Source organism: Pedobacter mendelii (assembly GCF_014635725.1).
Taxonomy (GTDB): domain Bacteria; phylum Bacteroidota; class Bacteroidia; order Sphingobacteriales; family Sphingobacteriaceae; genus Pedobacter; species Pedobacter mendelii.
Map to the genome: position 1 here is coordinate 49,933 of NZ_BMDJ01000012.1, position 24,221 is coordinate 74,153.

At 34.5% G+C, this 24,221-nt stretch carries 22 protein-coding genes; 14 read left to right on the forward strand and 8 right to left on the reverse strand.

The features are described from left to right. Position 1 precedes the first annotated feature (1 nt). Positions 2-3,028, reverse strand: a complete 3,027-nt coding sequence (locus tag IEV50_RS17400) for a glycosyltransferase family 117 protein (RefSeq protein WP_188416800.1) — start codon at positions 3,026-3,028, stop codon at positions 2-4. A 356-nt stretch (positions 3,029-3,384) separates the two neighbouring features. Here IEV50_RS17400 and IEV50_RS17405 point away from each other — a divergent pair, with 356 nt between their 5' ends. The 3 genes from IEV50_RS17405 (at position 3,385) to pth (ending at position 6,127) form a co-directional block, all read left to right on the forward strand. Continuing rightward, positions 3,385-4,326 carry a ribose-phosphate pyrophosphokinase gene (locus IEV50_RS17405; RefSeq protein WP_188416802.1) on the forward strand — a complete coding sequence of 314 codons (942 nt, stop codon included), beginning with the start codon at positions 3,385-3,387 and terminating at the stop codon, positions 4,324-4,326. A 377-nt stretch (positions 4,327-4,703) separates the two neighbouring features. Then, entirely contained in the window at positions 4,704-5,288 is a 585-nt protein-coding gene (locus IEV50_RS17410; protein ID WP_188416804.1) for a 50S ribosomal protein L25/general stress protein Ctc, read from the forward strand. Between the two features lie 278 nt (positions 5,289-5,566). Continuing rightward, positions 5,567-6,127: an aminoacyl-tRNA hydrolase gene (pth, locus tag IEV50_RS17415; protein WP_188416806.1), complete on the forward strand. Its 561-nt coding sequence runs from the start codon at positions 5,567-5,569 to the stop codon at positions 6,125-6,127. Between the two features lie 93 nt (positions 6,128-6,220). Here pth and IEV50_RS17420 read toward each other — a convergent pair whose 3' ends face one another. Next, positions 6,221-6,886: a tetratricopeptide repeat protein gene (locus tag IEV50_RS17420; RefSeq protein ID WP_188416808.1), complete on the reverse strand. Its 666-nt coding sequence runs from the start codon at positions 6,884-6,886 to the stop codon at positions 6,221-6,223. 124 nt (positions 6,887-7,010) lie between these two features. Continuing rightward, positions 7,011-7,403 (reverse strand): hypothetical protein, encoded by a 393-nt coding sequence (locus IEV50_RS17425; protein WP_188416810.1) that lies wholly within the window; start codon positions 7,401-7,403, stop codon positions 7,011-7,013. Positions 7,404-7,502: 99 nt separating this feature from the next. Here IEV50_RS17425 and recF point away from each other — a divergent pair, with 99 nt between their 5' ends. Together recF and IEV50_RS17435 are read left to right on the forward strand one after the other, a co-directional pair. Beyond that, entirely contained in the window at positions 7,503-8,606 is a 1,104-nt protein-coding gene (gene recF / locus IEV50_RS17430; RefSeq protein WP_188416812.1) for a DNA replication/repair protein RecF, read from the forward strand. Then, entirely contained in the window at positions 8,599-8,889 is a 291-nt protein-coding gene (locus tag IEV50_RS17435) for a DciA family protein (protein ID WP_188416814.1), read from the forward strand. Before recF ends, IEV50_RS17435 begins: the two co-directional genes overlap by 8 nt. 61 nt (positions 8,890-8,950) lie before the next feature. On the opposite strand, the gene IEV50_RS17440 is transcribed toward IEV50_RS17435, so the two are convergent. The 3 genes from IEV50_RS17440 to IEV50_RS17450 form a co-directional block, all read right to left on the reverse strand. After that, positions 8,951-9,130, reverse strand: a complete 180-nt coding sequence (locus tag IEV50_RS17440; protein WP_188416816.1) for a hypothetical protein — start codon at positions 9,128-9,130, stop codon at positions 8,951-8,953. Positions 9,131-9,187: 57 nt separating this feature from the next. Next, complete coding sequence (bamJ, locus tag IEV50_RS17445) at positions 9,188-9,916, reverse strand: BamJ family beta-barrel-assembly machinery protein (RefSeq protein ID WP_188416817.1); 729 nt, start codon at positions 9,914-9,916, stop codon at positions 9,188-9,190. Between the two features lie 128 nt (positions 9,917-10,044). Then, the gene (locus IEV50_RS17450) at positions 10,045-10,464 is read right to left on the reverse strand and encodes a nucleoside-diphosphate kinase (RefSeq protein WP_188416819.1); all 420 of its coding nucleotides are present in this window, start codon (positions 10,462-10,464) and stop codon (positions 10,045-10,047) included. A 281-nt stretch (positions 10,465-10,745) separates the two neighbouring features. Between IEV50_RS17450 and IEV50_RS17455 the strand changes: the two genes are divergently transcribed. The 7 genes from IEV50_RS17455 to IEV50_RS17485 all read left to right on the forward strand — a co-directional run bounded on the left by IEV50_RS17455 (position 10,746) and on the right by IEV50_RS17485 (position 19,973). Beyond that, positions 10,746-13,142 carry a TonB-dependent receptor gene (locus IEV50_RS17455; protein ID WP_188416821.1) on the forward strand — a complete coding sequence of 799 codons (2,397 nt, stop codon included), beginning with the start codon at positions 10,746-10,748 and terminating at the stop codon, positions 13,140-13,142. A 149-nt stretch (positions 13,143-13,291) separates the two neighbouring features. Beyond that, positions 13,292-14,302, forward strand: coding sequence for a DHH family phosphoesterase (locus IEV50_RS17460; RefSeq protein ID WP_188416823.1), 1,011 nt, complete (start codon positions 13,292-13,294; stop codon positions 14,300-14,302). Between the two features lie 58 nt (positions 14,303-14,360). Continuing rightward, the gene (locus IEV50_RS17465) at positions 14,361-15,356 is read left to right on the forward strand and encodes an FKBP-type peptidyl-prolyl cis-trans isomerase (RefSeq protein WP_188416825.1); all 996 of its coding nucleotides are present in this window, start codon (positions 14,361-14,363) and stop codon (positions 15,354-15,356) included. Positions 15,357-15,457: 101 nt separating this feature from the next. Then, the gene (locus IEV50_RS17470; RefSeq protein ID WP_188416828.1) at positions 15,458-16,225 is read left to right on the forward strand and encodes a TatD family hydrolase; all 768 of its coding nucleotides are present in this window, start codon (positions 15,458-15,460) and stop codon (positions 16,223-16,225) included. Between the two features lie 98 nt (positions 16,226-16,323). Then, entirely contained in the window at positions 16,324-17,349 is a 1,026-nt protein-coding gene (locus tag IEV50_RS17475; RefSeq protein WP_188416830.1) for an asparaginase, read from the forward strand. A gap of 166 nt (positions 17,350-17,515) precedes the next feature. Beyond that, the gene (locus IEV50_RS17480) at positions 17,516-18,928 is read left to right on the forward strand and encodes an MBL fold metallo-hydrolase (RefSeq protein ID WP_188416832.1); all 1,413 of its coding nucleotides are present in this window, start codon (positions 17,516-17,518) and stop codon (positions 18,926-18,928) included. A gap of 79 nt (positions 18,929-19,007) precedes the next feature. Beyond that, positions 19,008-19,973: a YpdA family putative bacillithiol disulfide reductase gene (locus IEV50_RS17485; protein WP_188416834.1), complete on the forward strand. Its 966-nt coding sequence runs from the start codon at positions 19,008-19,010 to the stop codon at positions 19,971-19,973. A gap of 51 nt (positions 19,974-20,024) precedes the next feature. Here IEV50_RS17485 and IEV50_RS17490 read toward each other — a convergent pair whose 3' ends face one another. Together IEV50_RS17490 and IEV50_RS17495 are read right to left on the reverse strand one after the other, a co-directional pair. Further along, complete coding sequence (locus IEV50_RS17490; protein ID WP_188416836.1) at positions 20,025-20,846, reverse strand: alpha/beta hydrolase; 822 nt, start codon at positions 20,844-20,846, stop codon at positions 20,025-20,027. Between the two features lie 59 nt (positions 20,847-20,905). Then, on the reverse strand, positions 20,906-21,901 hold the full coding sequence (locus tag IEV50_RS17495) for an alpha/beta hydrolase (protein WP_188416837.1): 996 nt from the start codon (positions 21,899-21,901) through the stop codon (positions 20,906-20,908). A 72-nt stretch (positions 21,902-21,973) separates the two neighbouring features. Between IEV50_RS17495 and IEV50_RS17500 the strand changes: the two genes are divergently transcribed. Beyond that, complete coding sequence (locus IEV50_RS17500) at positions 21,974-22,945, forward strand: polyprenyl synthetase family protein (RefSeq protein WP_188416840.1); 972 nt, start codon at positions 21,974-21,976, stop codon at positions 22,943-22,945. Further along, positions 22,945-24,000, forward strand: a complete 1,056-nt coding sequence (locus tag IEV50_RS17505; protein ID WP_188416845.1) for a TerC/Alx family metal homeostasis membrane protein — start codon at positions 22,945-22,947, stop codon at positions 23,998-24,000. Before IEV50_RS17500 ends, IEV50_RS17505 begins: the two co-directional genes overlap by 1 nt. Positions 24,001-24,221 lie beyond the last annotated feature (221 nt).

Consider the following 24,221-nt stretch of genomic DNA (forward strand, 5'->3'; position numbering starts at 1 on the left):
CTTAACTCCCAAAAAAGGGTGTGAATCTGTTTACGAACTGATTGTATTGTTTTTCAAGCTTATTGCTTAAATCATACTGTTTATGTGCTTGTGTTAGTTTAACCATTTGGCCAAGATATGTCATGTAAACCTGAACTTCTCTTTCTGATGAAAGGCTGTTTTTGCTTTCAGAAACATCTGCTAAGTGTGTTAACTCTTTATTCATGTAATCAGCTGATTTATTTATAAAAGCATTTGCCCTGTTTAGATCATTTAAACGATAAAGATTTTCAGTAAAGTAAAATGAACTCATGACTTGGCGCATACTATAAAATTTAAGCGGCATAACCTGGTAGTATTTGTTAACCACAGCCTTACTTTCTGTAATTTTTCCCTCACTAATCAATCCGCCTATTAAACCATTAAACATATTCGAGAACATAGTTATATCATCAGCCGATTGCCTATCTAAATGATTTGCATATTTAATGTTACCCCATTTAAACGTATTCATCATATTATTATAAAAAGGTTTAACATTAACTCTTTCATACATTTCAGTTTTAGCGGTATCGGGTTTTAAAGGAAGTAGCCTTAATGTTAAGCCTTCAGTATATAAATATTTATCTAAACCCACATATTGCTCATCAGGCATCGCACCTGAAAAATATATTGGTCTCTTCCAATTGTTATGGGTTAAAATATCAAGCAAAGCCAAAGTGCCTTTACTAACATAATCTGAATTATAAGTCCATTCCATGCTATTCGCAATTTTTCCGGCATCTTCAATAGGAACTGTTCCTGTATCAATTACTTCCTTGGAGTTAATGCTTAGTTTAAAATTTTTTGTTGGCAGGATATTAGATTTTGAACCATCTTGTAGTGTAATTTTATCTTCATCATTATCAGATAGCAATACCTCCATAATTTGTTTTAGCTCAATGCTTTGGGCAATTTTAAAATCTTGGTAATACATTACATCTCTTGTGCCTTCGGCATATTGGGCTGGTTTCATGGAAATTGGAAGCGGAGGTGATTGATTTTGTTTCCTTCTCATACCATCGATATACCAATCGGCCGTAAATAAACTTAAATTTACAACCCTTACATCGGGACGAATATTTTCCACTTCCTGAGCATACCAAACCGGAAAAGTATCATTATCGCCGTAGGTAAATAGAATTGCATTGGGCGCACAAGATTTTAGGTAGTTAACAGAAATATCTCTCGCTAAATGACTTTCTGAGCGGTTATGATCATCCCATCCCTGGCTAGCCATTAATATTGGAGCTGCAAATAAGGCAATTGAGGATGCGAAAATTGCTGACTTAGCCGGCGTAAATTTTTTAAATACCCATTCTTTCAAACCAATTACACTTAATCCTATCCAGATGGCAAAAGCATAAAAGGAACCAACGTATGCATAATCTCTTTCACGCGGCTCTATCGGTACTGAATTTAAGTAGAGTACAATCGCAACGCCTGTAAAAAAGAAAAGTAAAGCGATAACTGCGGCTTGGTTTTTACTTCTTTTGAAATGCCAAACCGCACCAATTAAACCCAAAATTAGAGGTAAGAAGAAAAAGCGATTATAAGCTTTATTATCTACTATCGAAGGAGGTAGGTTTTTCTGATCGCCGAGGCGGATAGCATCTATTGGCTTTATGCCGCTTAACCAGCCGCCGCCGTTTTCGCCTAATTGTCCATCCTGATTATTTTGCCTACCCACAAAATTCCACATAAAATACCTCATGTACATATGCCCTGCCTGGTAGGAAAACATGTATTTTATATTATCGAGCAAAGTTGGCTTGTGGCTGTCATCAAAACCCATCCAATCTTTATAAAACTTAATATGCTCGGGTTTATCGCTGTACATTCTCGGTAAAAGCGTTTTCTTGTCGTATATATAATCCGATTTAGTACCAGCTGATTCATATTTTACATCGCCCTTTCTGTAAAGATTTCCTGTTTGCTTGATATCTATTTTATCAGCATTATAGTTTTGCCCATAAAGCAATGGCCTTTCACCATATTGCGCCCTGTTAACATAATTTAAAAACGTAAAGGCATTTTCGGGGTTTGTATTATTTAAATTGGGTTTTGCCTTTGCTCTGATGATCAGCATCGAAAAAGAACCGTAGCCGAACATAATTAGCATGGTAGAAACTAAAGCAAGATTTAAGGTTTGCTTCTTCTGAAGGATAGAATATCTTATTGCCCAGGTTAAGCCACTAATTAGTGTAACAGTAAAGAATAAAACACCGGTTCCAAAGCCAAAACCTAAAGTATTTACAAAGAAATAATCGAACCATGCTGCGGTTGATACCATATATTGAATAATGCAAAATTGAACAAATGCTAAAATCAGTATAGAAATAAAAAAAGTTTTTATAATCCCTTTATTGGTTGGTTCTGGCGTTTTGCGGAAGTAATAGACAAAAACAACGGCAGGAATAACCAAGAGGTTTAGTAAATGTACCCCGATTGATAAGCCAATAATATATGCTACAAAAGCAAGCCATCGGTCAGCCCTTGGCTCATCAGCCTGGGCTTCCCATTTTAAAATGCCCCACAAGGCAATTGCTGTGCATAAAGATGACATGGCGTAAACCTCGGCCTCTACCGCCGAAAACCAAAAACTATCAGAAAATGCATATGCTAAAGCACCAACAAGGCCTGCGCCGATTATGGTAATGTTTTTCGCATAAGTAATTTCTTCATTCTTCTTTATAATTGCTCTTTTTGCCAGTGCTGTGATGGTCCAAAATAAAAACAAAATTGTAGCTGCACTTGCCAGGGCAGAAGCAATATTCATGAAATATGCAACTTTGGTTTTATCGCCGAATGCAAAAGAAGAAAATACCCGTTGAATCATTGAAACCAATGGTGCTCCGGGTTGATGAACAACTTCCAAACGGAAAGCAGAAGCTATAAATTCACCGCAATCCCAAAAACTTGCAGATTGATCTAATGTTAAAATATAGGTTACGGCTGCAATTAAAAAACACAGCCAACCGGTTAAGTTGTTGATTTTTGAATAGGTCATAGTTAGTTTAGTAATTGATATTAAAAGGGTTATAGGTTTTAACCTATAAAGTCGTATTTTAAAGCTAAACGTTGCATGTATACGCAAACTTTTTTCGATCTTTTTAAAGAGAAAGAAATTTTAATTTTTTTTAAAATCGCTCTTGCATATTTAAAATATGCTGCCTACATTTGCATTCCCTTTCGGGGATATATCCTCGATAAGTAGTTTGTCCGATAGTATAAGGGTAGTACGACAGTTTTTGGTACTGTTTGTCTTGGTTCGAATCCAGGTCGGACAACAAAATTTAGCATCGGATTGTGTATTTTAAAAATGCATGATCCGATTTTTTTTTAAATGTAAACTACACACGGATCATGCCATTGCAGTTTAATCAGGTAAAGCTATTTTCTGGAACAGGTTCCAGAGGATTATCACTTAAAATTGCCGAAAGTTACGGTAAAGCATTAGGTGATGTAACCATTCACAAATTTAGTGATGGTGAGTTTCAGCCCTCATTTGATGAATCTATCCGTGGATGCGATGTTTTTTTAATCCAGTCTACTTATCAGCCCAGCGATAATTTAATGGAACTTTTGCTAATGGTTGATGCTGCAAAAAGAGCATCTGCACATTATATTACTGCAGTAGTTCCTTATTATGGCTTAGCCCGTCAGGATAGAAAAGATAAGCCGCGTGTAGCGATAGGTGCTAAGTTGGTAGCTAATTTATTAAAGTCTGCAGGTATTCACCGTATTATGACGATGGATTTGCATGCAGCACAGATACAGGGATTTTTTGATATTCCGGTAGATCACTTAGATGGATCGGTAATATTTGTTCCTTATATTAAAAGTTTAGGCTTAAAAAATTTAACAATAGCATCGCCTGATATGGGTGGTTCTTACAGGGCTCGTACCTTTGCTAAATTTTTTAATGCAGAAGTTATTATTTGCGATAAACGCCGTAAACGTGCTAACGAAATCGAATCAATGTCGATTATTGGTGATGTAACCGGTCAGGATGTTGTGCTAATTGACGATATTTGCGATACAGCAGGAACCTTATCAAAAGCAGCGGCTTTGATTATGGAGAACGGCGCAGCAAGCGTAAGAGCAGTTTGTACACACGCAGTTTTATCAGGTAAAGCAATAGAAACAGTTGAGAATTCTGTTTTATCTGAATTAATCGTTACGGATACTATTCCTTTGAAAATGGAAAGTCCGAAAATTAGGCAGCTGAGTACAGCAAGTTTGTTTGCAAGAGCCATTGCTAATGTAAATGAACATGGCTCAATCAGCGACCTATTTAAAGTTTAAATTAAGATTGAAGTTAATAGGATTTAAAGCAAAAGGTCTTGATTCTTAATACTAAATACTTGTTATTAATAAATAAATTTAAGGTATAAGGTAGATGGTTTAAGGCAAAAGGTCTTGATTCTTGATACTAAATACTTGTTATTAATAAGGTATAAGGTAGATGGTTTAAGTCGAAAGGTCTTGATTCTTGATACTAAATACTTGTACTAATAAATAAATTTAAGGTATAAGGTAGATGGTTTAAGGCAAAAGGTCTTGATTCTTGATACTAAATACTTGTTACTAATAAATAAATTTAAAGTGTAAGGTAGATGGTTTAAGGCAAAAGGTCTTGATTCTTGATACTAAATACTTGTTACTAATAAATAAATATAAAAATGAAAACAATCGCAATTAGCGGTTCTCCAAGAGAGAACGTAGGGAAACGCGATGCCAAGGAACTTCGTTACGAAGGTAAAGTTCCTGCGGTATTGTACGGTGGCAAAGAACAACATCATTTAGCTGTGGTTATTGCCGATTTAAAAGATGTTATTTATACTGCAGAAGCAAACTTCGTAGAAATAAATGTAAACGGTGCTAAAACTAAAGCTATCGTTAAAGACACTCAATTTCATCCATTAACTGACATTTTAATGCACATCGATTTTCTTCAATTATTTGATGAAAAAGAAATCGTTATGGAAATCCCTGTTAAATTAACAGGAACTTCTCCAGGTGTTAAAATGGGTGGTAAAATGGTTCAAAAATTACGTAAACTTCGTGTTAAAGCTTTGCCTGCTGCTATGCCTCAATCGGTAGAAGTAAGCATTGAAAAATTAGAAGTTGGCGGTTTAGTTCGCGTTCGTGATATTAAAGCAGACAAATTTGCTATTACTAATACTCCTGAAGATACAATCGTATCAGTAGGTATGAGTAGAGCATTAAAACAAGCAGAAACTGAAGCTGCTAAAGGTAAAAAATAATCAGAATTTTTAGATTTCCTTGATTTACAGGATTGAGCGGTGCAAATATTTGCACCGCTTTTTTTTATTCTAAGATTTAAGGATTACAGGCTTTTTAAGATGATGGTGTAAAATGAAGAAATCTCATTTCCTAATCTCTCAATCTATCCTAAACCTAGCTATCATACCAAATCTCATAATCAACCTCGAGCTTAACCTCAACCTCAACCTTAATCTCAGCCTCAACCTTTCTACATTTATCTTTTTTCTTTCCGCTTTAAGCTTTTATCTTTACACCCATGAAATATCTTATAGTTGGCTTAGGGAATATCGGGCCTGATTATGCACACACAAGGCATAATATTGGTTTTGATATAGCTGATGAATTGGTTAAAAATTTAAATGGAAGTTTCGAAAATATCCGGTTGGCCTATTATTCTGAAGTAAGTTTTAAAGGAAAAAAACTTCATGTAATTAAACCAACTACTTTCATGAACCTTAGCGGTAAAGCTGTTAACTACTGGATGAAAGAGTTAAAAATTGCATCCGAAAACGTTTTGGTCATCGTAGACGATTTAGCACTTCCATTAGGCAAACTTCGCTTAAAATTGCAAGGTAGTAGCGCAGGCCATAACGGTTTAAAAAGCATTGAAGAAGTTTGTGGCGGACAAAACTATGCTCGTTTGCGTTTTGGTATAGGCAGTGATTACCCAAAAGGGAGGCAAGTTGATTTTGTTTTAGGTTTATTCGATAAGAAAGAGCAATTAGAGCTTCCTGTTTTAATCGATAAAAGTGTTGAGCTTGTAAAAAGTTTTGTTACGGTTGGTCCGGCGCACACTATGACAGCTTTTAATAAGTAATTTTAATTCATAAAGTATTCATTTCAAGGTGATGATTATAAACAAAAAAAGACCATCTCTCGATGATCTTTTTATGATATAGTTAGTTAATGATTATTTAACTTGTTCCTGTGCTCTTGCAATATAAGCATCAGCTAATTGTGCCTCTTGGCTTTCAGGATATTGAGTTTTAATTTTAGTGTAAGCATCAACTGCACCTTTAAAATCTTTTAGGTTTTCGTTTACCAAGCCTAGTTTCTTCAAAAACATAGGTGAAGTAAACTTGCTTGCTTTATCTGCAGCTTTCTTGTAATAAGTAGAGGCTTGTTTGTAATCTTTCAATTCGCTATAAGCATCACCCAATAAACCTAAAGCCAAAGGATCTGCAACCGGACTACCCGTAGCACTATATTTGCTTAAAGCGTCAATAGCTTGTTTATATTCGCCTTTACGTAAGTAAATACCACCTAAATAAAGATTAGCTAAATTTGCTGATTTGGTATTATCATAATCTTTGGCAATCTGCTCTAAACCAGGGTATCCACCTTCGCCTTTAATTGCTCTGTTGGATAGAGAATCTACACCGATTAATTGCTCTGCTTTAAACATTTTGCTTGCAGCTTCCTGAGCACGATCTTTTAAGTAAACATTTTGGTACCAAAAGTACACGCCGATTAAAACGATTACTGCACCTGCTATAAATAGCAAGCTTTTATTGTTTTCCTGTAAAAAAGAACCTTTTCTTATAGGTTGAGTTGTCTGGTTATCTGTTGTAGACATGTTTGTTTAAAAAATTTAAGATTGCAAAAATACGTTTTTCAATCAAAGTATCAATCTTTATTTTTAAGTATTTAATTAAACTGTAGATAATTAGCGGCATGAAAGTTAGGATGTTAACTTTTGCCTATCGAAGTAAACTAATTAAGGTATTAAACCAGGTTTTGTTATCACTAAAAATACCAGTATAGTTAATTACCAGATAAACGGTTTGGCTTTCAGAATGGCTGATAACTGATTTAATCCTGATAGGCTGCCAAAATGCACCGAAATTTTTTATCGAAGAGGCTGGAAATAAATCATCAAAGCCCATATATACTTCTTCAATATGCGATAAAGGAAGTTCTAATTGTTCATCGCCAGTAATAAATATACCATTTGAAGCCAACAAAATATTGCCCTCATGATTATGGAGAGGCTTTAAAAATGAAAACAGACCTGCTATTTTTTTTATCCAACCAGAATTTTTTCCTTCTGTAAGTTCATGATCGTAAGACCAAAGGACATTTCCTTCTAACATTTTTTGAGCAACCATATAATTTTCCTTGAGATGAATGTAAGCTTTATTTTTAACATTGAACATTTGAAGGGTAAAAAATCGGTAAATTGCGCAATATTTATGTGGTTAAAAAACATTACTCTTCTTAATTTCAAAAACTATAGCGATGCCGGAATCAGTTTTTCTGAAACTGTAAATGTTTTTACCGGTAATAACGGATCAGGAAAAACAAATATGCTCGATGCAATCCACTATTTGTGCCTTTGCAAAAGTTATTTCAATCCAATAGATAGTCAGCAGATTAAAACCAGTGAAGATGTTTTTATGATTCAGGGTGATTTTGAACGGAATTTAAAAAACGAAAAAATTAGCTGTGGTGTAAAGCGAAATCAGAAAAAGCAGTTTAAAAGAAATAAAAAAGAATACGATAAACTTGCTGATCATATTGGCTTATTTCCTGTTGTTATGGTTTCGCCTTATGATGTAAATCTGATTATGGAAGGAAGTGAAGAACGAAGGAAATTTATTGATAATGTTATCTCTCAAACAGATGCTCATTACTTAGATCAGCTGATTGTTTATAACCGTATTTTGGCTAATAGAAATGCTTTTTTAAAGCAAATTGCAATAACTAGAAGATATGATGCAACGCTGCTTCAAATTTTGGATGAGCAGCTAATTGCTTCTGGTAATAAAATATTTACCATTCGCAAGGCATTTATGGATGAGTTTATTCCATTATTCAACCAATATTATAGCTACATTACCGACAATGGGGAAACAGTTGAACTGAACTATCAATCTCAGTTGAGTGAAATACCATTTGAAGATTTGCTTCAAAAATCTGTTGAAAAAGACAGGATTTTAGAACGAACAACAGCTGGAATACATAAAGATGAACTTGCATTTGTGATAAGCAAAATGCCCTTGAAAAAATTTGGGTCTCAAGGTCAGCAAAAGTCTTTTTTAATTGCTCTTAAACTTGCACAATACGCGTATCTTGCAAAAAATAAGGGCTTTAAGCCTTTGCTCCTGCTAGATGATATTTTTGATAAACTGGATGATAATCGGGTGCAAAAGTTAATGCAAATGGTGTCGCACCACGATTTTGGGCAAATATTTATAACAGATACCGGAATAGAAAGAGTAAAATCGATTTTTAAAAATATAGAAGTTGACGTAACTTTATTTGAAGTAGATAGCGGACGAATACAATATGCGTAAACCTAATGATGTTACCCTTAAAGATGCCATAAGTAAAATGCTTGATGTGTATCGGTTGCGCCGTAAATTCGACGAAACCGCTATATTGGCAATTTGGCCAGAAATAATGGGTACAGCGATTGCCAATAGAACCAAACAAATTTACATTCACGATAAAAAACTATTTATCAGGATAGAATCATCCGTTATAAAAAATGAATTAGTAATGGTTAGGGAGGGAATTATACAAAAACTGAACGCTCACGCAGGTAGCCAGGTAATTACCGAAATGATTTTTTTATAGCATAAAAAAAGGTTGAAGATTTTGTTCTTCAACCTGATATTAATTTGTAGAATAAAATAATTTATCCCTTGCTCCCGCCACCAAATACTTTGGCTAAAATCCATATTAGCAGCGCTACAACAACAACTATAACAATTACGCCTGTCCAAACGCCAGCTTTAAATATACCTCCTATAAGTTCACAACTGCTAAGGGTACTGCATAAAAATGCAATTAGTACTAAGGGGAAAGTTCTTCTCATGATGTTAATTTTTGTTTTACCTAACATCAAAAAGCGAAATAATGTTTTACGATGTTGTTATTTACCATTAATTTTTAATAATTCTATATCAAAAATTAAAGTGCTGTATGGTGGAATATCAGGGCCGTAACCACGTTCGCCATAAGCTAAATTGTATGGAACAAATAATTTATATTTAGAACCTGTATTCATCAATTGTAACCCTTCAGTCCATCCTTTTATTACCTGGTTTAAGGTTAAGGTAATAGGTTCGCCACGGTCGTAAGAACTATCGAACTGTTTACCACTCAATAAAGTTCCTTTGTAATGCACTAAAACTGAATCTGTAACTGCAGTTGGTTTAGCGCCGTTTCCCTGAGTTAAAACTTCATACTGTAAACCACTTTCGGTTGTTTTTACACCCGCTCGTTTTTTATTCTGCTCTAAAAATGTTTTTCCTTCAGTAATATTACCTGTAAACTTACTTTTGTTGGCACCTGATAAAGCTTCGCTAATGCATTGCTGAGCCTGTTGTTGATCTAAAATTAATTTGTTTCCTGTAAAAGCATCTTTCAAGCCTTTTAATAAAACTTCGTAGTTCATTGTTGATAAGCCTGTTGTTTTTAAGCTTGAACCAATTGATGAGCCAAAAGCGTAGCTTACAGAATCTAGTGCAGATTTTAAATTAACCGGCGCTACTGCTTTTTTAGTTGGTGCAACAGTTTTTTTAGCGATAGGTTTTTTAGTTTGTGCAAAAGATGCAATAGCGATACCTGAAATAAATATTGTTAAGAAAACTTTTTTCATTTATTTAATTTTGATTGTTTTTAAATTTTTAAGATATGGTTATTAATAAGGAGCGAAAGATACAAAACTTATAAAACAATAAAACCCCGAAAATTCGAGGTTTTAATAAAAAATGTTGTCATTAAGATTTAGAAACGCTCATCTGCTTTGAAGAAGAAGTTACCCTCAATTTCTGCATTCTCATCAGAATCTGAACCGTGAACTGCATTGGCATCGATAGATTTAGCATATTTCTGACGGATTGTACCTTCTGCCGCTTCAGCAGGATTAGTTGCACCAATTAACTTTCTGAAATCTTCAATCGCATTATCTTTTTCTAAAATAGCTGCAACAATTGGTCCTGAAGACATAAAGCCAACTAAATCTTTATAGAAAGGACGTTCAGCGTGTACTGCGTAAAACTGACCAGCAGTTTCTTCAGTTAGCTTAGTATATTTTAATGCTATGATTTTGAATCCTGCATTGGTGATATCATTTAAGATTGATCCGATGTGGCCATTTGCAACTGCATCTGGCTTAATCATGGTAAAAGTTCTGTTAGTGCTCATTGTGCTTTAATATCAAATTTTTGTGCAAAAGTACGTTTTAATTAATGAAAGAGAAATGATTATTAATTCTTTAAACAGGGTAGTTAATTACGCATTGAACTTAATATTTGCAAAATAATAATTAGCGATTCTTAACCAAATTATATAATAATTCAAAAATAAACCCAATTTAATATGCTTTAAGGCAAGATTAAATTATTATTTAAATTAAGTCTAAATAAATTTTGTATTTTAAATTCTGACTGTATCTTTGCGGCTGTTTAGAATCAATCCAAATAATTATGACTAAAAAATTTATTATACTTTTGAATCTTATTGCTTTATCACTGTTTTTCTCCATAAATCTGAATGCCCAAACAAAAACAGGCAGTATAAATGGCCAAGTAAAAACCAGCGATGGTAAACCAGCAACTTATGTTAGTGTTGGTTTAAAAAATTCAAATAAAACAACGCAAACAGATGAGTTGGGTAATTTCATTGTTAAAAATGTAACAGCAGGGAATTACATCATTAAAATCTCGGCAGTTGGCATTAAAGTACAAGAAAAACAAATCTCTGTTGCAGAAGGTGAAACAACTGCAGTAACATTTTCAATTGCTGAGTCTGCATCTCAACTAGATGAGGTTTCAGTTAATGGCTACAAAACGCCAAATAAGAAACCGGTTAATTTAGGAAAGATAGCAATCGCACCTAAAGACCTGCCACAATCAGTTCAGATTGTTGGAGCGCAGGTAATCAGAGATCAGCAAGCAAATACTTTAGGAGATGTAATGAAAAACATAAATGGTGTTGCTTTGGGAGCAAACAGAGGTTCTGTAGGTGAAAACTTTTTCGCCAGAGGTTACAGTTTAGGTGCAAATAATGTATTTAAAAATGGTGCAAGAACAACTATCGGCGGAAGCCCGGAAGCAAGTACATTAGAATCTGTTGAAGTTTTAAAAGGTAGTGCTGCATTATTGTATGGAGGTGTTAGCGGCGGTGCGGTTGTTAACATGGTTACTAAAAAGCCAAAATTCGAATACGGTGGCGAGGTATCAATGCGTGTTGGTAGTTACGATTTGTATAAGCCTATTGTAGATTTTTACGGACCGATTTCTAAAAAACTTGCTTTCAGAGTAATTGGCACTTATGAATCAGCTGGAAGTTACAGAGATAATGTTGAGTCGAAAAGATTTTATATAAATCCATCTTTGCTTTATAAAATAAATGATAATACTGAAATCATTCTTCAGGGAGATTATTTAAAAAGCGACTTTACTCCGGATTTTGGTATCGGTACCGTTGGTAATAAACTATCACCACTTGGCAGAAATGTTTTTGTAAATACAAACTGGGCCTATAATAAAACAAATACATCGACAGCTCAAGCCGTTTTAAACCATAAGTTTAATGATGACTGGAAATTGAATGTAATTGCTGCTGTGCAATCTTATAATAGAGATTATTTTTCAGCAGAGCGACCTGCAGCTAATCCAGCTGGTATATGGAATAGGGCATTAACGCGTTCTGATATCGAGGAGTTTACTTTTAACCAACAGCTTAATTTAACTGGTAATTTTAACACAGTAGGCATTAAACATACTTTATTGGTTGGCGCAGATGCAGATCAGGCTAAAACTAAAACTGGTGGATTTGCATCAACAAACGTTTTACCAACAACAACACCTACATATTACGACAGCGTAAACTTATTAGACCCATCATCATTTAATAAACCAAGTAATTTTAACATGCCAATAACCACCTTACTTACAAATACAGATGCAACAGTATTTAGGATGGGCGGTTTTATACAGGATTTAGTATCCATAACAGAACAATTTAAAGTATTAGCAGGCGTTCGATGGTCTTTCCAGAAAACACCAACAACAACTATTAATACTGTTGCCAGTGGCATAGAAACTAAAGGTACAGCTGTAGATAAAATAGATAAAGCGTTTTCACCAAAATTTGGTTTGATTTATCAACCAATTCCTACAACCTCAATTTATGCAAGTTATTCTAATAATTTTACATCCAACTCAGGCATTGATATAGCAACAAATGGCCCAATGGGTCCATCTATAATCGACCAATACGAAGCTGGTGTTAAAAATGATTTCATAAAAGGTAAGCTAACAGCAAACTTAACGGTATATAAAATTAAAAATGATAAGTTTGCTCAAACTGCTTTGGCAGATCCAACAAAGCGGGAATTTTCTGGAGCAACTGCCAGTGATGGACTAGAAATTGACTTATCAGGTGCTATTGTACCTGGTTTAAATTTTATAGCTGGATATTCTTATAACTATATGCGTTACACATCTACATTAGCAGTTACCGGAATTGTAGAAGGAGAGCGTGTTGTAGGTACAACTAAAAATACTGCAAATGGTACATTATTTTATACTTTTCAGGATGGCAGCATTAAAGGATTAAAATTAGGCACCTCGGTTTTTTATACAGGAGATAGAAATGGTGGAAGAAATACGACTAAAAACAATTCATCAACAGGTATTATTCCATTAACTGCATTTACAACAGTAGATTTTTCTGCTGGTTATACCTGGAAGAAGTTATCTTTATTAGCAAAGCTATCTAACATTACAAATGAGTTGAACTATTTTGTTCACGAAAACTATAGCGTAAACCCAATTCCTCCACGCCAGTTTGTTACCACTTTGGCATATAAGTTCTAGTAACTCTTAAAAAAATGGGAATGAGGTTAGTCTGTAAGCAGGCTAACCTTTTTTATTTATAAAAATTACGTGTTTTAGCCTGTTACGATTAAAGCATTAAATAAGAGCAACTAATAGTAAAATTCCTTAGCTTTGCAGCGCAAAAAAATATGCTTACATTAACAGAATTAAAATCTTTACTGGTCACACCCCAAAAAATTGTTATTACCACGCATCATAAACCAGATGGTGATGCGATGGGTTCGTCTTTAGGGTTATATGGGTATTTAGTTCAAAAGGGACATCATGTTAAAGTGATTACCCCAACCGATTACCCAAGTTTTCTGCATTGGATGCCAAATAATGGTGATGTTTTAATTTTTACCGATGAGAAAGAGAACGCAGCCAAATTAGTTGAAGAGGCTTCATTAATATTTTGTTGTGACTTCAATACCTTAAGTCGTATTAACGAATTGGGTGAATTGGTTAGAGCGGCAAATGCAAAAAAAATAATGATAGATCATCATCTTGACCCTGAAGATTTTGATGATTACAGACATTGGGATATTAATGCATGTGCTGCAGCTCAATTGGTTTACGATTTTATTGTAAATCAACTCGAAGATGGAAAAGGAATAAATAAAGATGTTGCCACTTGTTTATATACAGGTATCATGACAGATTCAGCATCTTTTCGTTTTCCTTTAGCAACGTCAAATGTTTATCGTATTGCGGCAAACTTGATTGATTTGGGTGCCGAACACTGGAAAATTCATCAGTTGGTGTATGATAACGCAAGTGAAGATCGTTTGCGTTTCCTTGGCTACTGTTTATCAAACAAGCTGGAAGTTTTACACGAATTTAATACAGCAGTTATTACAGTTACTAAAGAAGAACTTGCAAAATATCATAGTACTACCGGAGATACAGAAGGCGTTGTTAATTATGCTTTATCAATAAATGGAATCCGTTTAGCGGCATTAATTATCGAAAGAACAGATAAGGTTAAGCTTTCTTTACGTTCTACTGGCGATTTTCCGGCAAATGAAATTTGTAAAAAATATTTTAGTGGTGGCGGACATCGAAATGCAGCTGGTGGCGCATCAGACAAATCATTAACTGAAGTGATAAGTGAGTTTAAATCTATCTTACCAGAATATAAAAGTCAATTAATCGTATAAATAAATAATGAAACCTGCAAAGCAAGCTTCATAACCGATAAAAATCAATAAATAAATAATGAAAAAAGGAATTATTATTCTGTTTGCAGCAACATTAGGCTTAGCTGCTTGTAACAATTACAAAAAAGGTGAAGGAGATTTGCAATACAAAATCCTGAAAGATGAAGGAAAAGAAAAAATCAAAGAAGGTGATTTTGTTAAATTAAACGGTATTCAAACTGTTGAAGGTAGCACTAATGCAGATTCTACATTGGTAAATACTTATGATAACGAGCGTCCTGCTTTTTTCCCGATTAGCAAATCGATGTTTAAAGGTGATTTAGTTGCTGCGTTGAAAATGTTAGGTGAAGGCGATAGCGCATCATTCAAATTGAATTTAGATTCAATGGCTAAATATTCTGGTCAGCCAAAACCTGCAGGTTTAAAAACCAACTATGCAACTTTCACTGTAAAAATCGAAAAAGTATTGCATAAAGTTGCTAACGAAGCTGATTCTACTTTTGAGAAAAAGAAAAGAGAATTCTTTGAAGCAGAATACAAAGGTTTAATTGCAAAAAACAAAGCAAATGAAGCTGCTAAAATCAAAAAATATATTGACGATAATAAGTTAGAAGTTAAATCTACAGCTTCTGGTTTACAATATATTATTGAAAAACCAGGAAATGCAGAAAGAGCTGCTTTAACCGATACAGTAATGGTTGATTATACTGGTCAGTTTACAAATAAAAAAGGTAATGGAACGATTAATGTTTTCGATACATCAAACGAAAAAATTGCTAAAGAAGCCGGCATTCATTCTCCAATGGCTCAATATGCTGCTCGTCCATTAGTTTTAAATCAATTGGCTCCTGGTTTCATTGAAGGTGTTCAATTAATTGGTGTTGGTGGTAAGGTTAAAATCATCATTCCTTCTAAATTAGGTTATGGAGAAAATGGTGGTGGTCCGATAAACCCTTTTACTCCATTAGTTTTTGATATCGAAATCAAATCAATTAAAAAAGGAAGTGCAGCACCTGTTGCAGCTCAACCAATGATGCCAACTCCGGCTCAATAATAAAAAGCTTATATAAATTAGAAAGCCTCGAAATTTTTAAGTTTCGAGGCTTTGTATTTTCAAGGCTTTCGGCTTTAGCCTTTCTTGTTTATCTTTGTAAAATGATTTTTACAGATACCCACACCCATATATATTACGAACAGGATGCAGAAAAACAAGAACTATTGATTCAGCGTTGCTTCGAAAATGATGTTAATCGATTGTTTTTGCCAAACGTAGATGTGGCTTCAATTGCAATGATAAATGATTTAGTGGCAAAATATCCTGATAATTGTTTCGCTATGGCAGGGTTGCATCCCTGTGATGTTAAAGAAGATTATCAGCATCAATTGGACATCATTCACAAAAGTATTTCTGGCAGAAAGATTTGTGCAATCGGCGAGATAGGTATCGATTTATATTGGGATAAAACAACTTTGGCAATTCAGCAAGAGGCTTTTCGTAAACAGATAAATTGGGCAAAAGAATTAAGCTTGCCTATTGTTATACACTGTCGTGAGGCTTTTGATGAAGTTTTCGAAGTTTTGGAACAAGAAAGGGATGAAAAATTGAGAGGCATTTTTCATTGCTTTACAGGGAACGAAGCGCAGGCAAAACAAGCCATTGATTTAAATTTCTATTTAGGAATTGGAGGTGTTGTAACATATAAAAAAGCTGGTTTAGATGTGGTTTTAAGTCAAATCTCTTTATCTAATTTAGTTTTGGAAACTGATTCTCCTTATTTAGCACCAGTTCCGTTTAGAGGTAAACCTAACGAAAGCAGTTATTTGATTTATATCGCTCAAAAGCTAGCCGATATTTATGATGTTTCTGTGGAAGAGATTGCAAGTATAACCACCGAAAACTCAAAGAAAATTTTTGGTGTTTAAGTTTTTCCAATTATTAACTCTTTTTATTTCGTAATAAAACAACCTTTAAAATAGAATCTTTTTACGTTCTTTTGCGGTGAGCAACTTTACCAAACCAAATGAATAAAATTCTTATAATTTACACCGGTGGAACAATCGGGATGATTAACGACCCTGATAATGGCATGCTGGTTCCTTTTAATTTCGAGCAAATTAAAGAAAATGTGCCTGAGTTAAATCGTTTAAATTATCATTTGGATGTGCATTCCTTTAATCCAGTTTTAGATTCATCAAACATGGATCCTGAGATTTGGAAAACATTGGCAGAGCTTGTTTATAAAAATTACGATTTGTATGATGGCTTTGTAATTCTTCATGGTTCAGATACTATGGCATTTACGGCTTCTGCTTTAAGTTTTATGCTAGAAAATTTAAGTAAACCTGTTGTCTTAACGGGTTCGCAGTTGCCAATTGGCGAAATTAGAACAGATGCTAAAGAAAATTTAATTACTGCACTTGAAATTGCTGCAACTAAAGAAGATGGCAAAGCTTTGGTTCCTGAAGTTTGTATTTATTTCGATTCGCAGTTATTCAGAGGAAACCGTTCAATTAAATATAATAGCGAAAAATTTGAAGCCTTTCGCTCTCCAAATTATCCTATTTTAGCCGAAGCAGGTGTTCATCTCCAGTTTTACAAAAACTATATCTTAGAAGCGCATGAAAAAGAATTGATTTTGAGAACAAATTTCAATTCAAATATTGGTGTTTTAAAACTTTATCCTGGAATTACACCTCAAGCTGTTCAAGCCATTACAGATTCTAAAGTTGATGCAATTATTTTGGAAACCTTTGGTTCGGGCAATACCACAACCGCTCAATGGTTTTTAGATAGTTTACGCCAGGCCATTTTAAATGGTAAAATCATCATTGATATTTCTCAGTGCAAAAAGGGTTCTGTGCAGTTAGGTCGTTATGAAACCAGTCGTGAATTGCAAAAAATGGGTATTTTAAGTGGTTATGATCTTACCTTCGAGGCTACCGTTACTAAGCTGATGTTTGTTATGGGCTTGGGTTTACCTGTAACTGAAAGTCGAGTTTTAATGGAAGAGTCTATCCGTGGCGAATTAACTAACGAAATGGCTTAATTTGGCATTATTAACCACATCGATAAAAGTAAAACTTCTGCAATTATGACTCTCATCATTTCGGTTATAATTAATTAGCTCTATTTTTGTTTATAAGGTTAAAGTAATAGTTAAAGGCAGCGGGTTTGTCTTGATACTTTAAACTAAATTCCTGATACTTATAAACATGAAAATAGAACAGATATATACCGGTTGTTTAGCTGAAGCTGCATATTACATCGAAAGTAATGGCGAAGCTGCAATCATCGATCCGCTCAGAGAAGTTTCAACGTATTTAAAAAAAGCAGAAAAAGCAGGTGCAAAAATTAAGTACATCTTTGAAACTCACTTTCATGCAGATTTTGTATCAGGTCATGTAGATTTGGCTGAAAAATCTGGTGCTGAAATTATTTATGGTCCTACGGCTAAAACAGAATTCAAATCGCACATTGCTAAAGATGGTGAACAATTTAAAATTGGTGCATTAACCATTACGGCATTACATACTCCAGGGCATACATTAGAATCTACAACCTATTTGTTAACTGATGAAAATGGTAAAGATTACTGTATTTTTAGCGGTGATACACTTTTTATAGGCGATGTCGGTCGCCCAGATTTGGCCCAGAAAGGGCAACTTACTATGGAGGATTTAGCAGGGATGCTTTACGATTCTTTAAACGAAAAGATTAAGCCTTTGGCTGATGATGTTATTGTTTATCCTGCTCATGGTGCGGGCTCTGCCTGTGGAAAAAGTATGAGCAAGGAAACTTTTGATACTCTAGGGCACCAAAAGGAAGTTAATTATGCTTTAAAAGCGCAAACTAAAGAACAATTTATAACTGAAGTTACGGATGGGATTTTGCCTCCACCACAATATTTTGCTAAAAATGCTGCTATCAACAAAGGCGGTATAGAAAGTATTGATGAGGTATATGAGAAAGGCTTAATTGCGCTAACGCCTCAAGAATTTGAGCATCTGGCAAATCAAACCGGCGCAGTTATGTTGGATACCAGGGACCCTCAAGTTTTCGCAAAAGGTTTTATTCCGAACTCAATTAATATTGGTTTAAATGGACAATTTGCACCTTGGGTTGGGGCTTTAATCACTGATTTAAAACAACCAATCTTGCTAATAACTGACGAAGGCAAAGAGCAGGAAACCATTACCAGATTAACCCGTGTAGGTTATGATAGTTCAATAGGTTATCTCAATGGTGGTTTCCAGCGATGGACTGATGCAGGAAACGAAATTGATACCATAGAATCTATCTCTGCTGAAGACTTTGAAAAAGCATCAAATGAAAATGATATTATAGCCATTGATGTTCGTAAACCTGGGGAATATGAATCTGAGCATTTGGATTTTACTTTAAGCCGTCCGTTAGATTTTATTAACGATTGGACCAGCGAAATCGATCCAAAATCAACTTATTATATCCATTGTGCTGGTGGTTATCGTTCGATGATTGCCGCTTCAATTTTGAAATCAAGAGGGGCAGAGCACGTAATCGATGTTGCGGGTGGTTATGCTGCAATTAAAAACACGGGTTTAAAAACCACCGATTTTGCCTGCCCAAGTAAAGCAATGAAAGTATAAGAGAATGGCCTGTCACATTGAGCCTGTCGAAATTTACAAGTTCTTCGACAAGCTCAGAATGACAACTAAATAAAAACTATTGGCAAATCAAAATCATTACGACGTATTAATTATAGGTGCTGGTCCAATCGGTATGGCTTGTGCCATCGAAGCCAAAAAGGCCAATTTAAGCTATGTCATAATAGAAAAGGGTACTTTGGTAAACAGCCTTTTTAACTACCCAGTGTTTATGACATTCTTTTCCACCTCTCAAAAATTAGAAATTGGTGGGCTGCCTTTCGTAACCATTAATCCTAAGCCTAACAGAAATGAAGCGGTTGAATATTATCGCCGTGTTGCAGAGAAATTTGCTTTAAATATACATCTTTTCGAAAGTGTATTGCAGGTTGTAAAAAATGAGCAAAATGTTTTTGAAATCAATACTTCAAAAACAAATTATACTGCAGCGAATATAGTAGTGGCTACAGGTTTTTACGATATACCACTTTTAATGAATGTACCTGGAGAAGATTTACCAAAGGTTACGCATTATTACAAAGATCCTCATTTGTATGCGTTTCAAAATGTTGTGGTGGTTGGAGCAAACAATTCTGGAGTTGATGCCGCTTTAGAAACTTACCGAAAAGGGGCAAATGTTACCATGGTGATTCGAAGTGGTGAACTTGGCCCACATGTTAAATATTGGGTTCGCCCGGATATTCAAAACCGTATAAAAGAAGGCGAAGTAAAAGCACTTTTCGATTCGGAACTGGTAGAAATTAGGGAAGGTGAAGTTGATATTAAAACGCCCGAAGGAAAAAAAACTATTCCTAACGATTTTGTTATTGCTATGACTGGATATCAGCCAGATTTTTCTATGTTGAAGAAATTTGGTATTGATCTACCAGAGAGTCTTTGCCCATTTTATAACGAAGAAACTATGGAAACGAATGTAAAAGGTTTATATCTGGCAGGCGTTGTTTGCGGTGGATTAGATACACACAAGCTTTTTATAGAGAACTCCCGTGTTCATGCAGAAATGATTGTGAAGAATATAGTTGGGTAATTGATTTGCTAGAAACTTCGAAAGTCTAAATAGATGTTTTGTAGTATAGTCTTATTTCTTCTCCGGATATAAAATTCCAAAACCCTTATACAAACCATTATGCAAAATCGTTAAATGATTTTCTTCAGGAAGCGGGGCAAAGTAAATCTTCAGGTTTTTATGACTTTGCAGAATCTCAGCAAACTTTTTTGCATCATTTTCCATCTGCTTACCTTCTGTGCCAACTGTAATGTAAACATTTGTTTCTTTGGTTAAAGTATTTTCTAAATACTTAGTTGCTTCACTCAGAAGCGATTCGTTATTCCACCATAAACTCGGACTAACAATCATATAATTTGTAAAAAGCTGCGGTTTCTTTAACAGAATTTCTGTTGCCAATAAACCACCAAGCGATTGCCCAATAATGGTGTTGGAAGCATTTGTTCTGTACTTCTTTTGAATAAAAGGTTGTAATTCTTGTTCAATAAATGAAATGAAATTCTCTGATTTTCCTGTTGTTGGGAAATCTTTTAAATCTGCTTTAACAGAAGTTGGAAAAGTAAAGTCTCTTTTTCTGTCAACATTTGCAATGCCGACCAAAATGGATTTAGGCATGGCATCAATCATGGTAAGAAACTGAACTAAGCCAGCAACATGTATGAAATCTTCATTTGCAGAACCATCTAAAAGATAGATTACCGGATAAGTTTTGGAAGAATCAGGCGTGTAACCTTCAGGTAAATAGATGTTAAGTGCTCTGGTTTCTTTTAAAACTTTGGATTCAATGGTTTCAATTTGGCCAATTATAAAGGGTTTTAAAGAATTTTGCTTCTGTGCAAAAGAATTAAAGTTTAAAAAAATTAAAGCGCAAATTAGTATATAATTAAACTTCATTAGTATTTGTTGATTTTGTTAGGCCTTGAAAATACAACTTCCAATTGAGTTTGTTATTTTTATTTCATTGGTATTTTAAGTGTATTTCCAATAAAACTTTCAATCGCCGTTTCTACACTTGGTAAATCTTTTGATGTAATGTAAGAACCTAAAACATGGTTTCTTCCGTTTGGAATGGCAATTTTCTTTTTTAATTCAGGTGCTGTTCCAAGTTGATCAAACATTTTAAGCATGGCATCGATGCGAACAACAGGATCTTGCTCCAAGTCATTTTTGAAATAGTACAGCATTAAAACAGGTTGTTTTACCTTTTGAAAAACATCTTTAGTCATGGTGCTTTCTATAAATTCCTGTAGCTGTACTAAAGACTCTAAGCGATAATTGGTATACCAATATTTCTTGTATTCATCACTTCGTTCATCTAAAACTCTTCTTTCATCGCCGCCTACAACTTTTCTGGCAATTTGCAATCCCCATGGGTCGTTTAGCAACCATGCATTTTTATCATTTATAGCCACATTTGGCGAAATTAAAATCAGGCTGTTAATTTCAGGATAAACGGTTGCAAGTTTTAGTGCCGCCGTTCCACCGGTTGAAGTGCCAACAACGATAACTTTTTTACCTAATTTTTTGCCAATGGCATAAGCCTGCTTACTCGTTTCCCAAAGTTTATCAGCTGTAAAATACTGCATCGGCGCAATAGTATCAATACCGTGATCTGTAAGGCGTGGAAGGTATATGTTTGCCTTTAACTTTTTTGCCAGGTTCAAATGAACCGGGTTTCCTTCCATTTTAGAAGCAGAAAAACCATGCAGGTAAAAAATTGCATATTCGGTTTGCTTATGGGTAGAATCTGCCCAAACAATTTCCGCCTCGTTTCCTAGTTTTATGTGGTGTTTACTTTCTATCGTTTTAATATAATTATCTAGTTCTCCAATATCTGGAACTTTAGTTAATTCTTCGTTATAGAGTGGCTTTTTTGGCTTCGGACCAGCAAAATATGTGCCGACCAGCAAGACTGATAAGCCCAATAAGATTTTGTAGCGTTTTTTCAATGCAATGTTTTTATTAAATGTAAACTTTTATAGGAAATTAACCTAAGTTTGCAATCAAAATTTTTCGACTTAATGCCGGGAATCGAACTGATAAAAAAACCTATAGCAGCTGATATTAAAGCGTTTGAAAAAACCTTTAAAGATTCTATGCACAGCGATGCACCATTGCTTGATAGGATTACCCATTATATTGTAAAACAAAAAGGAAAACAAATGCGGCCGATGTTCGTGTTTTTTGCTGCGAAATTATGCGGTGGAATAACAGAATCAACACATCGTGGCGCAGCTTTGGTAGAACTTTTACATACCGCAACCTTGGTGCATGATGATGTTGTAGATAACGCATATGAACGACGTGGTTTTTTCTCCATCAACGCTTTATGGAAAAATAAAATAGCTGTTTTGGTTGGCGATTACTTGCTTGCGAAAGGTTTATTATTATCGGTAAACAATAATGAACATCGATTGTTACAAATTGTATCAGAAGCGGTAAAGCAAATGAGCGAAGGCGAGTTATTGCAGATTGAAAAGGTTAGGAAGATGGATATTTCTGAAGATTTATATTTTGATGTTATCCGTCAGAAAACAGCCTCTTTAATTGCCTCGTGCTGCGCCGCGGGTGCTGCATCGGCTGGTGCCGATGATGAAACAATTGAGAAAATGCGTTTGTTTGGCGAAAAAGTAGGCATTGCTTTTCAGATAAAAGATGATACATTCGATTTCGGAACAGATGACGTTGGTAAGCCATTAGGCATTGATATCAAAGAGAAAAAAGTAACCTTGCCATTAATTTACGCTTTAAATAAAGCAGAAAAAGCTGAACGTAAAAGAATTATTAATCTGGTTAAAAATCACCAGGATGATTCGATTAAAATTCAGGAAATTATAGATTTTGTGAATGCTAGGGAAGGTGTTTTTTATGCAAATCAAAAAATGCAGGAATATCAAAATGAAGCATTTAATATTTTACATCAATTTGAAGCAGGTGAAGCGAGAACAGGTTTAGAACAACTTGTTTTATATACCACCGAACGTAAAAAATAATGAGCAACGAGTTACTTTTTAGCATAGGTTTTCTTTTATTTATCATACTTATCCTTGCGCTGGATTTAGGTCTTTTTAGCAGAAAAGAGCATGTTGTTAGCTTAAAGCAAGCAGGTATAATGAGTTTAATCATGGTTGCTTTTGCAATAGGCTTCTATTTTATTCTAATCACCGAAGGTCATTTATTACATGGGATTAAAGATTTTGCTCATTTAAAGGAAATCGTAGCTAGGCATCAGCACCACATAACACTTATTCCTGATAATTTTGAGCAAAGCTTAGCTGTTTATAAGCAAAATCTCGGACTCGAATTTTTAACTGGTTACGTTATCGAATATGCCCTTTCGGTTGATAATATTTTTGTTATCGTTTTAATATTCTCTGCATTTGCGGTAGAAGAAAAATATTATCACCGTGTGTTATTTTGGGGTATTCTGGGTGCAATCATTATGCGTTTCATTTTCATTTTTGTTGGTGCAGCATTGATAACAAAATTTGCCTGGATATTGTATGTTTTTGGAGCTTTCCTTGTTTTTACAGGCATAAAAATGTTTTTTAGCAAAGATGAGGATGATAAAATTGATCCTGAAAACCATCCTGTAGTTAAGTGGGCATCAAAAATTTTCGCCATTCATCCAAAATACGAGGGTAAAAACTTTTTCGTAAAAATTAATGCGAAGCGAATGGTTACACCATTATTTTTAGTTTTACTAATTGTAGAATTTACCGATTTGCTTTTTGCAGTCGATTCTATCCCTGCAATTTTTGCGGTAACTAAAGATCCATATATAGTATTTTTTTCTAACATTTTCGCCATCATGGGATTACGTTCCATGTTTTTCTTGTTGGTAAATATCATTCATAAATTTCATTACCTAAAAACTGGTTTAGCTTTTCTATTAACCTTTATAGGTGTCAAAATGCTCGCCCACGTTTACCTAGAGAAATGGGGCTTTACAACGGAGCATTCATTGATTGTTATTTTGGCTATTTTAGTAATTAGTGTTGTCGCCTCGTTAATCTTTCCAAAGAAAAAAGTGCATAAAGTAATATAATTTTTTGAGCCACCTGATTTTTATAAGGTGTTTTCTTGAAAAGCAAAACCTGTGTTTCATTTTATCGTTCATCCTGCTTTTCGTTTTACTCCATTTCATTTCGTGTTCACTTCAAAGGAGGTTTTAAGCTAATCTTTTCTTCGACTTTTTTAACGGTTGCAAAATGCCTAAGCAAAATATACGTTACAGCACCTTCTATCGCTTAATATTTTGTATTTTCA

Coding starts and splice junctions, on each gene's coding strand:
- IEV50_RS17400 (WP_188416800.1), bottom strand. CDS start 3,028: ATGACCTATTCAAAAATCAACAACTTAACCGGTTGGCTGTGTTTTTTA.
- IEV50_RS17405 (WP_188416802.1), top strand. CDS start 3,385: ATGCCATTGCAGTTTAATCAGGTAAAGCTATTTTCTGGAACAGGTTCC.
- IEV50_RS17410 (WP_188416804.1), top strand. CDS start 4,704: ATGAAAACAATCGCAATTAGCGGTTCTCCAAGAGAGAACGTAGGGAAA.
- pth (WP_188416806.1), top strand. CDS start 5,567: ATGAAATATCTTATAGTTGGCTTAGGGAATATCGGGCCTGATTATGCA.
- IEV50_RS17420 (WP_188416808.1), bottom strand. CDS start 6,886: ATGTCTACAACAGATAACCAGACAACTCAACCTATAAGAAAAGGTTCT.
- IEV50_RS17425 (WP_188416810.1), bottom strand. CDS start 7,403: ATGTTAGAAGGAAATGTCCTTTGGTCTTACGATCATGAACTTACAGAA.
- recF (WP_188416812.1), top strand. CDS start 7,503: ATGTGGTTAAAAAACATTACTCTTCTTAATTTCAAAAACTATAGCGAT.
- IEV50_RS17435 (WP_188416814.1), top strand. CDS start 8,599: ATGCGTAAACCTAATGATGTTACCCTTAAAGATGCCATAAGTAAAATG.
- IEV50_RS17440 (WP_188416816.1), bottom strand. CDS start 9,130: ATGAGAAGAACTTTCCCCTTAGTACTAATTGCATTTTTATGCAGTACC.
- bamJ (WP_188416817.1), bottom strand. CDS start 9,916: ATGAAAAAAGTTTTCTTAACAATATTTATTTCAGGTATCGCTATTGCA.
- IEV50_RS17450 (WP_188416819.1), bottom strand. CDS start 10,464: ATGAGCACTAACAGAACTTTTACCATGATTAAGCCAGATGCAGTTGCA.
- IEV50_RS17455 (WP_188416821.1), top strand. CDS start 10,746: ATGACTAAAAAATTTATTATACTTTTGAATCTTATTGCTTTATCACTG.
- IEV50_RS17460 (WP_188416823.1), top strand. CDS start 13,292: ATGCTTACATTAACAGAATTAAAATCTTTACTGGTCACACCCCAAAAA.
- IEV50_RS17465 (WP_188416825.1), top strand. CDS start 14,361: ATGAAAAAAGGAATTATTATTCTGTTTGCAGCAACATTAGGCTTAGCT.
- IEV50_RS17470 (WP_188416828.1), top strand. CDS start 15,458: ATGATTTTTACAGATACCCACACCCATATATATTACGAACAGGATGCA.
- IEV50_RS17475 (WP_188416830.1), top strand. CDS start 16,324: ATGAATAAAATTCTTATAATTTACACCGGTGGAACAATCGGGATGATT.
- IEV50_RS17480 (WP_188416832.1), top strand. CDS start 17,516: ATGAAAATAGAACAGATATATACCGGTTGTTTAGCTGAAGCTGCATAT.
- IEV50_RS17490 (WP_188416836.1), bottom strand. CDS start 20,846: ATGAAGTTTAATTATATACTAATTTGCGCTTTAATTTTTTTAAACTTT.
- IEV50_RS17500 (WP_188416840.1), top strand. CDS start 21,974: ATGCCGGGAATCGAACTGATAAAAAAACCTATAGCAGCTGATATTAAA.
- IEV50_RS17505 (WP_188416845.1), top strand. CDS start 22,945: ATGAGCAACGAGTTACTTTTTAGCATAGGTTTTCTTTTATTTATCATA.